The 12,916-nt window shown below is 56.1% G+C and carries 12 protein-coding genes, 1 tRNA gene and 1 pseudogene; 7 read left to right on the top strand and 7 right to left on the bottom strand.

Annotation, left to right across the window (positions count from 1 at the left end; genetic code table 11):
* Window positions 1–137, top strand: a pseudogene (locus tag A6F49_RS17895) (ISL3 family transposase); the annotation flags it as partial.
* Here the strand turns inward: A6F49_RS17895 and A6F49_RS16140 are convergent.
* From A6F49_RS16140 to A6F49_RS16130, 3 genes are all read right to left on the bottom strand, one after another.
* On the bottom strand, window positions 71–523 hold the full coding sequence (locus tag A6F49_RS16140; protein ID WP_043055624.1) for a hypothetical protein: 453 nt from the start codon (window positions 521–523) through the stop codon (window positions 71–73). The pseudogene A6F49_RS17895 and the gene A6F49_RS16140 overlap by 67 nt on opposite strands.
* Before the next feature lie 53 nt (window positions 524–576).
* Window positions 577–2,334 carry an AMP-binding protein gene (locus tag A6F49_RS16135; RefSeq protein WP_052499968.1) on the bottom strand — a complete coding sequence of 586 codons (1,758 nt, stop codon included), beginning with the start codon at window positions 2,332–2,334 and terminating at the stop codon, window positions 577–579.
* Window positions 2,335–2,412: 78 nt separating this feature from the next.
* Window positions 2,413–3,435, bottom strand: a complete 1,023-nt coding sequence (locus A6F49_RS16130) for an LLM class flavin-dependent oxidoreductase (protein ID WP_043055625.1) — start codon at window positions 3,433–3,435, stop codon at window positions 2,413–2,415.
* Window positions 3,436–3,538: 103 nt separating this feature from the next.
* Between A6F49_RS16130 and A6F49_RS16125 the strand changes: the two genes are divergently transcribed.
* From A6F49_RS16125 to A6F49_RS16115, 3 genes are all read left to right on the top strand, one after another.
* On the top strand, window positions 3,539–4,345 hold the full coding sequence (locus tag A6F49_RS16125) for a CPBP family intramembrane glutamic endopeptidase (protein WP_043055626.1): 807 nt from the start codon (window positions 3,539–3,541) through the stop codon (window positions 4,343–4,345).
* A gap of 224 nt (window positions 4,346–4,569) precedes the next feature.
* Window positions 4,570–5,718, top strand: a complete 1,149-nt coding sequence (dusB, locus tag A6F49_RS16120) for a tRNA dihydrouridine synthase DusB (protein ID WP_043055655.1) — start codon at window positions 4,570–4,572, stop codon at window positions 5,716–5,718.
* Between the two features lie 10 nt (window positions 5,719–5,728).
* A complete protein-coding gene (locus tag A6F49_RS16115) occupies window positions 5,729–7,126 on the top strand; it encodes a deoxyguanosinetriphosphate triphosphohydrolase (RefSeq protein WP_082911870.1) in 1,398 nt (465 codons plus the stop codon).
* Window position 7,127: 1 nt separating this feature from the next.
* Here A6F49_RS16115 and A6F49_RS16110 read toward each other — a convergent pair whose 3' ends face one another.
* From A6F49_RS16110 to A6F49_RS16100, 3 genes are all read right to left on the bottom strand, one after another.
* The gene (locus tag A6F49_RS16110; RefSeq protein WP_043055627.1) at window positions 7,128–7,916 is read right to left on the bottom strand and encodes an NAD-dependent deacylase; all 789 of its coding nucleotides are present in this window, start codon (window positions 7,914–7,916) and stop codon (window positions 7,128–7,130) included.
* Window positions 7,913–8,713, bottom strand: a complete 801-nt coding sequence (locus A6F49_RS16105) for an SIR2 family NAD-dependent protein deacylase (RefSeq protein ID WP_043055657.1) — start codon at window positions 8,711–8,713, stop codon at window positions 7,913–7,915. Before A6F49_RS16105 ends, A6F49_RS16110 begins: the two co-directional genes overlap by 4 nt.
* Window positions 8,714–8,865: 152 nt before the next feature.
* Window positions 8,866–9,462: a hypothetical protein gene (locus A6F49_RS16100; protein WP_043055628.1), complete on the bottom strand. Its 597-nt coding sequence runs from the start codon at window positions 9,460–9,462 to the stop codon at window positions 8,866–8,868.
* A gap of 236 nt (window positions 9,463–9,698) precedes the next feature.
* Here A6F49_RS16100 and dnaG point away from each other — a divergent pair, with 236 nt between their 5' ends.
* Entirely contained in the window at window positions 9,699–11,561 is a 1,863-nt protein-coding gene (gene dnaG, locus A6F49_RS16095; RefSeq protein WP_043055629.1) for a DNA primase, read from the top strand.
* Window positions 11,562–11,664: 103 nt separating this feature from the next.
* Here dnaG and A6F49_RS16090 read toward each other — a convergent pair whose 3' ends face one another.
* Entirely contained in the window at window positions 11,665–11,997 is a 333-nt protein-coding gene (locus A6F49_RS16090; protein WP_043055630.1) for a hypothetical protein, read from the bottom strand.
* A gap of 204 nt (window positions 11,998–12,201) precedes the next feature.
* On the opposite strand from A6F49_RS16090, the gene A6F49_RS16085 reads away from it, so the two are divergent.
* Window positions 12,202–12,273 (top strand) — tRNA-Asn (locus tag A6F49_RS16085).
* Between the two features lie 295 nt (window positions 12,274–12,568).
* Window positions 12,569–12,865 (top strand): DUF503 domain-containing protein, encoded by a 297-nt coding sequence (locus A6F49_RS16080; RefSeq protein ID WP_043055631.1) that lies wholly within the window; start codon window positions 12,569–12,571, stop codon window positions 12,863–12,865.
* Window positions 12,866–12,916 lie beyond the last annotated feature (51 nt).

Raw genomic sequence — 12,916 nt, 5'->3', positions numbered from 1 at the left:
CCACCGAAGCCATCAACGGCAGAATCGAACACCTGCGCGGCACCGCCCTGGGCTTCAGAAACCTCGCCCATTACATCACCCGAGCACTGCTGGACACCGGTGGATTCAGAAACAAAATACACTCACTTTTACGATGAGCCACTAAACCACCACCGATGGGCCCCAGCTCCAGTCCAGGCAGCCCGGAACCAAGCAGCTGGCCAACGAGCAGCACGCTGAGCCCGGTGACCCCACCAAAGGCGATTGTTACGGCGACAAATGAGAAATGCGAGATCAAGGTTTGCCACAGCGGCATGAATTGGGTTTCCCCTGCACGGTGCAGATACGAGCTGAGGATAAATGCTGCGGCAGCGATAAGTGCGGAGATCAAGGCCGCCGGCACGATGATTGAGCCGTCACCGGCAAACGGACGAATTTGGTCCCAAAAGACGATGACTGCGGTGCCAAAGCCCACAATGAAGGAACCTAGGGTCGCCCACAGGGCTAGGGTTTGTTCCGTTAACGCCTGTTCAACCGTCTCCATGATCCCATCAAACCATACGGACCCCGGGACGATCTGTAATCCACTCGGGGTGGTTAGCGGAACTGGGCGTCGGTGTATTCGTGCCCGTAACCCTGGGTGGTCGTGCGCGCTGCCATGACCTGGGTGGTGTGTTGTCCCTGGTCTCCGTGGGTGTGGATTTCATCTTCACGAAGCACCACGCGGCGGATTTTGCCGGAGACGGTTTTGGGGAGTTCGGTGACGAACTCTAATCGGCGAATTCGCCCGTAGGGCGGCAGCACGGTCCGGGCGTGCGCAAAAATCGCTTGTGCGGTTTCCGGTGTTGGCGTGTGGCCAGGTGCCAGTACAACATAGGCTTTTGGCACGGCGGTTCGCACCGGATCGGGACTGGGCACCACCGCGACTTCAGAAATTACGGGGTCGCTCATCAGCCCGTTTTCTAACTCGAATGGTGACAGCTTATAGTCGGAAGCTTTGAACAGGTCATCTGCTCGACCAACGTAGGTGTAGACGCCGTCGTCGTCACGCGACATCAGATCCCCGGTGAGATACAGGGTGCTCCCAAAGACTTGCAGATTGCGCTGCGCGTCCCGATAATATCCGGGCGTCAGACCGACGGGACCGGGGTCAAGGCGCAGTGCGACCTGACCGGTGCCGGGTCCAGCAATGAGTTGGCTGGTGACTTCATCGACCAATTCGACGTTGAAGCCGGGCAGCGGTTTCCCCAGTGCTCCGGCGGGCACTTTCAGCCCGGGCGTGGTGGCGATTTGTAGGGTGGTTTCGGTCTGACCGTAGCCATCACGAATCGTGACACCCCAGGCGTCGCGGACTTTCTCCAGGGTCGACAGATTCAGTGGCTCGCCGGCGGAGACCGCATTGCGCGGCGGAGTGTTGATCCGACCCATATCGGCGTGGATGAGCATGCGCCACACGGTTGGGGGAGCACACAGGCTGGTCACGTCGAATTCTTCGATCACATCCAGCATGGTTGCCGCATCGAATCGGGCATAGTTGACCGATAATATCGTGGCTTCGCCAATCCAGGGGCCAAAAAATGACGACCAGGCGTGTTTGCCCCACCCGGGCGAGGAGATATTGAGGTGGACGTCGTCGGCGTGGACACCCAACCAGTACAGGGTAGAAAAATGACCCACCGAATACGACTGCTGGGTGTGTAACACCATTTTCGGTTCACTGGTGGTACCCGAGGTGAAATACACCAGCATCTCGGCATCGGCCGGGGTGGGACCATCGACGACAAATTGGGTGGTGGAGGAGTAGGCATCCGTGAACGCGTGGGTTCCAGCAACCGGGTTGTCTCCGGTGACAACCAACCCGATGTCCGACATGTTAATGCCGTGGGCCTGCAGATCGGAGAATTTGGCGATGTTTTGCTGGTTGGTCAGCACCCAATTGACCCCGGCCCGTTGGATTCGTGACGCCAAAGCTTCAGGGTTGAGCATGACCGTCGTCGGTAAAATCACCGCGCCAATTTTGATGGCGGCCAGCATGGCTTCCCACAGCTCGACTTCGTTATCGAGCATCATCATGAACTTATCGCCGCGGGAGACACCCAAGGACTGGAACCACCCGGCTACCTGAGTGGAACGCGCAGACAGTTCGGCGAAGCTGAGACGGGTTGTCCCGGCATCACCGGTGACAATTAGAGCGGGTTGATGTGCGCGCACCGGATCGTTGCCTAGGGCATCAAACCAGTCCAGACCGAAGTTGAAGTGCTCGAATTGTGGCCAGACGAACTTCTCGGCGACCTCGGTTGGATCCAGCGCCATGAGCCGGTCACGGGCCGTGCGATATTGTTCGGTTGCGTTCATGTATCGATCCTTTATCCCGGGCGTGCATAATGTGCTCAGTCTAGTTGCCGTCTGTCAGCGCACCGGTTGGTCGGTGACTTATTTCCATCCTAGAAGTTTGAAGACTTCAACCCAGCCGGCGAAAATCTCGCGGTTGCGTTCGGGCCCCAGCTGCGCGGGGTTGGCAAACAGTACGTAGTCGGCTTCCATGACCGCCTGATCATTGGACAACATTTCGGCCAACTGCTCGACGTGTCCCACATAGGTTGGGCCCGAGCGAGCCGGTCCGCCTTCCAGGCGTCCGGCTTGATCCTGCGTGCTGCCGGCATGGCCGAACATGCGCTCGTCTTGGACTGAGCGCAGCGCATACATTGAACGCGTCACCGCCGTCTGTCCGCCGGTTTCAAACCCAGAGCCCTGATAGGAGTCCAGGTAGTGTTTGATCTGATCCGCCTGCTGGACGTGGAACGGGCGACCATCGTCTTGCAGCAGCAGGGTCGACGACAATAAGTTATAGCCTTGCTTGCCGGCAGTTATGCCCGACGACGTTGAGCCTGATCCCCACCAGAGGCGATTGATCAGCCCGGCGGCTTGTGGCTGAACCACCAATGCTGTTGCCCCACCCGGGGACCATGGTGAATTCGGATCACCCGTGGCTACGGTCTTGCCGCCAACGGCATCCCGGATGCGTTGGCCGCGATGCTGTGCCAATTCACCCCACGTCTGGCCCGGTTCCAGGGTGTACCCAAATTGGGCTTGGCCATCCAAGGCTGCTTCTGGGGAGCCCCGTGAGATACCCAGTTGTAGGCGACCACCTGCGATGAGATCGGTGGTGGCGGATTCTTCAGCAAAGTACAAAGGGTTCTCATAGCGCAGATCGATGACGCCGGTGCCCAGTTCAATCGTGGAGGTCTTGGCTGCCATGGCCGCCAGCGTTGGAAACGGTGCTGACATCATCCACTGAAAGTGATGCACCCGAATCCAGGCCCCATCGAGCCCCTCTTCTTCGGCAGCCACGGTCATGGCCAACTGATCGTCCAAAGCCGCTTTAGGATCAACCGTGCGTGTCGCGCGGTCATACCCGAAATGCCCAAAGTTCAAGAATCCAAGTTTTTTCTGCATGCTCAACAAAACGTTTCAAATCTGAATGATATTCCGGTTGTGACTAGTGTCTCGAGATGCCTTGCGATGTTAGATTATGTCAACACGCACTAGGGGTTTCGACATGATCGCTCAACCAGCTCCGCCGGGCACCATCCAACCCATCCCGATAGCCGCCCGCGCGTGGAGTTTGCTCGCACTGCGTCTCGGTATGGTCCTGGCCATCAGCCTACTGACGTGGGTCATATTACGCTCTGCGGCAGGCGTGTCAGCGTTTCCACCCGACACCATATGGGCCACCCTGGGCCTCTTACCGGTCAATATCGTCTGTCTACTACTTGTGGCCAAGTTCTATCGCGAACAGGGGCGCAGCCTGCGTGAGGCCATGGGCATCCAGCACGGTCGCATCGTCAAAGACATTGGCTGGGGTCTGTTGTGGCTCATTGTGCTCAACGTGCCGTTTGTGCTGGCCGTCTCGGGAACGGTGTTGCTCATGTACGGTGCCCAAGCCCCGGAAGCCTTCGCCACGATCTTTGTCGCCCCAACAGCACAGACATCGATCAGTCCGGTCTGGCTACTGATCATCGGGCTGATCGCCGTCATCCCGTTTATCGTGCTCAACGCACCGGTCGAAGAACTGGTCTTCCGCGGGTATGGACTCAACGGTCTACAGCCCGGCCTAGGACGTGTCGGGGCGATCATCATGACGTCGTTGCTCTTCGGAGCCCAACATATTTTCTTTGCCGCAACCATTCCGGGCATGGTGGTGTACTGTATTGCCTTCACCGTATGGGGCGGCATAGCGGCAGTCATCGTGACCAAGCAGGGCCGACTGTTTCCAATCATCATTGCCCACTGGATCATCAACTTCATGCTCTCGGCACCGGCACTGGTACTGCCCATCTTGATGCTCACCGGCGTCGTTAAATAGCCGTGACTTGAATACGGCCAGAGCCCTTGAGTGCCTCGAGGTGGGATTTCTCCACAGGCACAGGTCTCGACTGGGTGTTTATGACTGGAATCTGGGATACTTGACGTGTTATGACTACCGTTTCACAAAAGACCGCGACCACGGGCCCAGGCCCGGCATTTTCCACGCGCGAACGAGGCACCGGCGATCAGGGTGCCGCACACCCGCCTGCATCGACCTCATCAATGCAGATGGCGCCCCTGCAGATCGGCAACCTGACCATTGACGTGCCGGTCGTGCTGGCGCCAATGGCGGGCATTACCAATACGGCGTTTCGCCGGTTGTGCCGCGAGTACGGCGGCGGGCTGTACGTCTCAGAAATGGTCACGGCACGGGCCTTAGTTGAACGCCACCCCGAGTCCATGCGGATCATCGAACACGACGAGGACGAAGTCCCGCGCTCGGTACAGCTGTACTCCGTCGATCCGGTGTACACGCGCAAGGCAGTGCGCATGATCGTGGAAGAAGACCGCGCCGATCACATTGATCTGAACTTCGGTTGTCCAGTACCCAAGGTCACCCGCAACGGTGGGGGATCGGCACTGCCCTGGAAGATTGACCTGTTCACCGCCATCGTTGCAGGCGCCGTCACAGAAGCTGAACGCGCCAATATTCCGGTCACCATCAAAATGCGTCGCGGCATTGATGAAGACCACCTGACCTATCTAGAAGCCGCCCGTCGCGCAGTCGACGTGGGCGTCTCTGCCGTCGCACTGCACGGCCGCACGATGCGCCAGCACTATTCGGGCCAGGCCAACTGGGACTCGATTGCCAGGCTGAAAGAGGCCATCACCGAGGTCCCTGTGCTGGGCAATGGCGATATCTGGTCGGCCGAAGACGCCATGGCCATGATCGAATATACCGGCGCCGACGGGGTGGTCATCGGTCGAGGCTGCCAAGGCCGCCCGTGGCTCTTTGGCGACGTCGAAAACGCCTTTACTGGTTCCGCACAACGCTTCCACCCCGACCTGGGCATGGTTGCCGATGTCTTGTACCGCCACGCTGAACTGCTCGTCGACACGTTCGGCGGGAATGAAGACAAAGCCCTGCGCGACATCCGCAAACACGTCTCCTGGTACTTCAAGGGGTACCCAGTTGGCGGTGACATGCGCCGGGCACTGACCGCCGTTGAAACCCTAGCCCAGCTGCGCGAATTGCTCGACACCCTCGACCGCACCGTGCCGTATCCAGGAGCAGACGCCGAAGGCCCACGCGGCCGCGCCGGTGCACCCAAAAAACCACACCTTCCCGAAGGCTGGCTGGAATCCCAGGACATCACCGATGAACATCGGGCACAAATTCACGAAGCCGAACTGGATATCTCAGGGGGATAATCGGATAGGTATGACCGGTCAAGGATCCAACGGGAAAACACCGAAAGCCCCGAAAACCACCCAGCAACCCAGCCTCTTCTGGCCACAATACCGGCCACCCTATGCAGGCGAAGCCACTCAAACTCCCGGCTATGACGTCTGGGACATGGCCCGCTGGGTCCCGGAGCCACCGAAATCCAGTTACCGATCAGATTTTGAACGCGACCGCGCTCGCATTCTGCACTCCGCAGCACTGCGCCGACTCGCCGCAAAAACCCAAGTTATCTCACCTGGTGACGACGACTTCATCCGCAACCGGTTGACTCACTCCCTGGAAGTTGCCCAAGTCGGCCGCGAATTCGGACGTTCATTAGGCTGCGACCCAGACCTCGTCGACGCCGCATGTCTGTCACACGATCTTGGCCACCCGCCCTTTGGACACAACGGCGAAACCGCACTCAATGAGGCCGCGGCCGATATCGGCGGTTTTGAAGGCAACGCTCAGACACTGCGTTTGTTGACCAGGCTAGAACCAAAGAAAATTACCGACACCGGCGCACCAGCCGGACTGAACCTCACCCGCGCGACACTGGATGCCGCCACCAAATACCCGTGGCGCAAAACCGATGCTCCGATAAAATCAAACGGCAAACCCACCGGAAAATTCGGGGTCTATGACGACGACGCCGAAGTTTTCACCTGGTTCCGCAAAGGTATCGCCACCCAGCGGTTATCCATGGAAGCCCAAGTCATGGACTTAGCCGATGACGTTTCGTACTGCGTCCACGATGTCGAAGACGGCATAGTGTCAGGCATGTTCCAGCTCGGCTGGCTGGCAAACCCGGAACAGCGTGCCCGCGCGATCGCCACAACCCAACAGTGGTACCTAGCCGATACCGACGCCGAAGCAATCGACGCAGCCTTAGAGAGGTTAGAAGCCACTCGGACCTGGGTCGCCAGTGCTGATGGAGCCAGACACGCGCACGCAGCGCTCAAAGATATGACCTCTCAGCTCATCGGACGGTTCTCTACCGCAGCCTTTGAAGCCACCCGAGATGCCTACGGCAATGACCCCCTGACCCGGCACAGCGCAGATGTGATCGTACCCGAGGACACCGCAGTAGAAATTGCCACGATGAAGGGCATTGCGGCTCACTATGTGCTGTCCTCTGAGCATCGTCAACCAATTTATGAGGCTCAGCGCGAGGTATTATTTGAGCTGGTCGAGTTCTTATTGACCACTGAAGACCAATACTTGGAGCCGATGTATGCTCATGACTGGCAGGATGCCGCGAATGACGCCGTCAAGAAGCGGGTAGTGATTGATCAGATCGCATCGCTGACCGATAATTCAGCACTGATGTGGCACGGTACCCTGGTTCGTGGCACGGCACATCCCACGTACTTGCCCACTGGTCTACGAAACTGACCTAAACCATCTTTGCAACCAGCGATGGTAGGGCCACCGCTGCCGTCGAAGCGATATGGACATCCGCGCTCTGGGATAATTCGGTGGTACTGGGATTAATCTCGATGAGCTTGGCACCAGCGTCCCTGCCAATCAACGGCAAGGAGGCTGCGGGCTGGACGAGCCCGGAGGAGCCGATCACCACCACCAGTTCTGCGGTTTGTAATTGATCGATAGCCCTCTCGAAGGCCTCTTCTGGCAATGCTTCACCAAACCACACCACTCCTGGGCGTAGGACTCCAGTCGCACAATGTTGGCAAGCCACCGGCGTCAACAGGTTCTCGTCATCAAAATCTTGCGTGCACTTGGATTCTAGAGTGCCCGGGGTGAAAGCAGTGGCACGATGGCAGTCGATGCACCGAAATGCACCCAGTGAACCATGTAGGTGCAAAACGTTACTGGCACCACCGCGTTCGTGTAGGTCATCGACGTTCTGTGTGGCCACGGTGAGTGATCCGTGGGTTGCCCCGAGGTGTTGTTGCCAGCGCGCAATAGCGTTGTGCCCGGCGTTTGGCGTGACACCGTTGACTAAATGCCATCGCCACATATACCAGGTCCATACCAGGGCGGGGTTGGCACGAAAGGCTCTTTCTGTGGCTAGCTGTTCAGGGACGAAACGCTCCCACAGGCCGGTCTGGGCGTCACGAAATGTCGGAACACCGGATTCTGCAGACATACCAGCACCAGTTAGCACGACAACAGACCGGGCTGTCGCTACAAGAGCTGCAGCCTGTTGGATTGCGTTGGTCACGGATACAGCTCCGGGAGAATCGTACCTGCGGTGCCAGGAATATACAGATCGGCGTCCTGGGACAGTGGTGTCATGTGGGGATTGATCTCAATGACCAGGGCCCCTGCTGCAGAGGCTGCTATCGGTAGCGTTGCGGCGGGCTGCACAATATTGGATGTCCCGACCACAATAGCTACATCCGCCTCACGGACCGCCTCCAGGGCGTCGTCCATGGCATGTTGGGGCAACAGCTCGCCGAACATAACGATGTTGGGACGGATAAATCCATGTGAGCAGACCCCGCAAGCTGGTGGCTCCTCCAGCTTCAACTGGTCTAGTGTAGGCGTTGCTTGGAGCTGTTCATCAGTGGGATCCTCCAATCGGTAGTCAGAAGGAGCCTGACATTCAAAACATCGAAAAGTAAATGTTGTGCCATGCAAATGTGCCAGCACATCCGAACCCCCGCGCTCGTGTAAATCGTCGATATTTTGGGTCACAATGTTCAACGCTCCGCCGCCGTCGACGAGTTCACGTTGCCAACTGCCAAGCATTCTGTGGCCGTCATGTGGTTCAACTGAGCGCATCACACGAGCTTGGTGCAACATCCATGACCAGACCAAATCGGGACGGTTATACATGGCTTCGGGGGTGGCTAGTTCTTCGGGTGAGTACTTTTCCCACAAGCCGGTTTGGGCGTCACGAAATGTCGGAACGCCGGATTCTGCAGACATACCGGCACCAGTTAGCACGACGATGCGCTGGGCATCTTGAATCATTGCCCGGGCTTCACGGATGGCGACATTTGGAAAATTACTCATGAGTCCACTGTAGGACAGCACTGCCAGTTCAACCAGCAGCGGTGACAGGCATGGTAGTTGACACACAAAACGGCGTCTCCGACCGTATTTTTCGTACAGTCAGAAACGCCGTGTGTCAGGGGATCTACAATGTGTAGCTCACTGTAGGTTGCTTAGGTTGCAGGAATGTCGAGTTCAATATCGGAACCGTCAGTCCCGTCGAGCTCAACTTCCCAGCGCAGGGAACCATCGTCTTCATCAAGATCGATCTGATCCAGCGTGGCATCAGCGTGCTGGTTGAAGGCCTCGTTCAAGGCATCAGTGACAGTCACGGTTGCGCGCTCAGCTTTGGCGACTTTATCGTCTTCGCTTTCACGTTCATCAACCGAGATGTTGCCGTCTGGGGTGACGTCCAGTTCGATAACTTCGTTGCCTACAACGACATCGACGTCATAAGACGAACCATTGTCATCACGATCGATATCAACAATGAAACCGCCGTCGTATTCAGCCTCGACCGCGTCAATCACGTCGAACACCGCATCGTTGCCAGAGCCTTGGGTACCGTCGGTGGCGTCAGCCGTCTGAGTATCCTCGGTTGTTTCCTCAGGAGTTTGTGTCCCCTGGGTTGTGTGGGTCTGAGTATCCTGATCAGCAGGAGTCTGCTCTGCTGAATCATCAGCGCTGCAGGCTGAGAACAGCACCAGTGCTGCTACACCCGCGAGGCCACCAAAAAGTTTTGTACGGGTTGCGTTGCTATCCTTAAACATAGCTCTATATACCCTTCGTTCTTTTTTCGTTAGTTTTATTTTATCGAAGATGGTCCTGTTGATGTCGAACCACTTGTAATTATATACCGTCTAGTACGGAAACCCGCCAATGTTTGACCGACTATGACGCTTTCCCGTAGTGGTCTTTCAGCCCTCAGCGGCGTCTACTCAGTGATTATCCACATTCCACTCTCTCACGCATTGGCATATCGTCGCTTCCGCCTAGACTAAGCAGCATGGCAGGACGAATTACACGGGAATCGATCGATAAGGTACTGGAAGCAACCGATCTCAAAACTGTTGTTGAAGAACATGTAACGCTACGCACCGCTGGTATCGGGTCGTATAAAGGACTGTGCCCTTTTCATGACGAGCGAACCCCGTCTTTTCATGTGACCCCGGCAAAAGGTTTCTATCACTGCTTTGGTTGCCAAGAGTCTGGTGACGCCATCAAGTTTCTGATGGAACTTGAACACACCTCGTTTACCGAAACCGTTGAGATCTTGGCTGCGCGGGTTAATATCAGCCTGGAATATGAAGAAGGCTCTGCGCCAGAACGTCCCACGCTGGCTACTCGCCAGAGAATGTTGCAGGCACATCAAATAGCCGATGAGTTCTACCAACAGGCCCTCACCACACCTGCCGCCGAAGAAGCCCGAACGTTTTTGCGTAACAAGGGGTTCACCCAAGAAGACGCGGCACAGTTCGGTGTTGGGTATGCACCTGAGGGATGGAATAACCTGCTATCGCATTTACAGCAGCGGGGATTTTCCCTAGACGAATTGAGTGAAAGTGGCCTATTTTCCGAAGGCCGTCGGGGTCTCTATGACCGATTCCGAAACCGGGTGATGTGGCCGATCAAAGACATGACCGGCAACACGATCGGCTACGGTGCGCGACAACTGGACCCAGACGATAAAGGACCGAAATATCTCAATACGCCCGAAACGAGTCTGTATAAAAAATCGCAGGTTTTATACGGGTTGAACTTTGCCAAAAACGATATCGCTCGGGAACGGCAGTTAGTTGTGGTTGAAGGGTATACCGACGTCATGGCGGCGCATCTAGCCGGTATTTCTACCGCCGTGGCAACCTGTGGTACTGCCTTTGGTGAAGGACATGTTCGAATAGCCCGCCGATTGATCACCGACGACGGATCCGGCGGAGAAATCATCTTCACCTTCGACGGCGATGAAGCTGGTCAAAAAGCAGCTATGCGTGCTTTTGAATTCGATAACCAAATTGTGGCTAAAACATTCGTCGCTGTTGCCCCCGAAGGCCAAGACCCTAACGATCTACGACAGCATTACGGTGATGAAGCCGTTCGCCGACTCATCGCATCACGTGAGCCACTATTTGAGTTCGCGATCAAGACGCGCCTGAAGGAATATAACCTCGATTCAGTCGAAGGGCGGACCGGCGCACTGCATTACGCTGCACCGATCGTCAAAGAGATTCGCGATCCAATAATGCGCGATGGCTACATTCGTGAATTGGCCGGCTGGTTGGGTATGGATGTCGATACGGTGCATCAAGCGGTCCAAAGGGCTTCCAAGGCATCATTCACGCAAGCGCATCAGGATACGCAGACAGCTGAGGAGCCCACAGCCCAGAAGGAACAGAATTTCCGTCCAGACCTCCGCGACCCCATTGCCAGGATGGAAAAGGAAGCGTTGGAGGTCATTCTCCAACGACCCGAAACGCTTTCTCAAGAGCAATGGAAAGCCCTGTACACCACGCAATTCAAAGTCCCGGTGTACAACGCGATTCAAATAGGCATTCTCGCAGCCGCCCGTAACGCCCAAGACACCTCAAACTGGGTGCAACACGTCACGGCCGAAGTTCCAGAGGCACTCTATTCCTTCGTTACCGAGCTAGCGGTCGCACCGTTGCCTGCATCATCCGAAGAAGAAGTGCTGCGTTACTGTCGGGACATCATGAACCGATTATTAGAGATGCAAATCACCGAGCAAAAAGCAGACCTGATCGGCAGACTTCAACGACTGGACTCGCAACGGGAACCAGAAGCATTTCAAGCTATCCAACAACGTCTAGTGGAGCTGGAAAATCAACGGCGTTTCCTGCGCCCGATTGATTGACTATCAGTCGGGGCAGGAAACGCCGTGGCTGAAAACCTACTTATGCCTGAACCACAAGGTGTGAACGGAACAACGAGTTTGTTGTCGGAGGTTTAAGGGTGGCCTAGAGGCCCCAAGAGACTGAGGCGCCTAAGAAACCGAGGGTTGATGTAGCGCTGTCATCGCCAGCGCCTTCGACATCGCCGCCTTCAGGTCCGGTGTCCTCTGCTGGAGCATCTTGCATCGGATCTTCGGCAGGATCTTCCTGCATCGGATCTGTAGCAGGGTCTTCTTGCATGGGATCTTGTTGGGTTGGGTCTTGTTGTTCAACTCCCGGATCGACGGGTTCTTCTTCCTGGGCCGGTTCATCTGCACAAGCAGAAAATAGGGCCAGCGCAGCTATACCTGCGAAACCGGCGTACAGCTTGGAACGTTTAGAAACTATTTCTTTAAACACGAGGTTTAACTCCTTTGTTCTATGGTTCTTCAGTTGTCAGTGGTTTTCAGCAGATGGTCCTCGCAAGGCCCAACTGGTGACCGAGTTTAGTGGCTATAGGTTGAAATTTGCACTACAGGGGCGCAACAAACCCTGAAAATACCTAGAGAATCCGCTGATTAGACATCTTGGAAAAGGGTCTGATATAGTATTCATTTGTTGCCTTCCCCCATAGCTCAACGGCAGAGCACTCGACTGTTAATCGAGGGGTTACTGGTTCGAATCCAGTTGGGGGAGCGAGATAGCCTCGTCCGTTTGGACGAGGCTTTTTTCATTGCTGGCTCGAGCAGGAGGTGGCCTCGTGAGCTCGGCTGACTGAGCGCTGGACGTGCGGATTGTATCTCTTTCGCTTGCGTTTGCTCACAGCTAAATCTCGGTTCGCCGTATTGTTGATCACCACGGACTCTGTGCACTCGAGCGTTAGCTCTCTAAAACTTTGGCTACACCTCTTTCCAGTCCGGGCAGTTGATGCCATAGGGATGACATCTTTCCTTGGTTGCTGAAACAAGACTGTGTACGCCAAGCTATATCCATGTGGATAGGTTGGAATGAGTTTGATATCTTGCTTGGCGACGTCCGGTCATTGAAAGCCAAACGTTCTGTCGTGCGCCCTCTTGTTGCCGAGATGCGGAAACGCTTTTTGATCTCCGTTGCCGAGGTCGGCGATGCTTCGCTGTACCGACGAACCCGACTGGGTGTGTCTATGGTGAGCGGAGATCGTAGCCAGATCGAAGAGACACTCAATAAGGTTGAAGAAATGGTCTCAAGGCGACCTGAGGTTGAACTGTTGGCCTCGAAAATGCGACTTGTGCAGTCGTCGGACTTCTGAGGATTCTCGTTTGTTCAAGAAACCCTCTATCGGGGACTCAAGGGTTGCTCC

The sequence above is a fragment of the Enteractinococcus helveticum genome (genome assembly GCF_001657475.1).
Taxonomy (GTDB): Bacteria; Actinomycetota; Actinomycetes; order Actinomycetales; family Micrococcaceae; genus Yaniella; species Yaniella helvetica.
The sequence above is the reverse complement of the archived record's forward strand: the minus strand, read 5'-3'. Positions and strand labels throughout refer to the sequence as shown.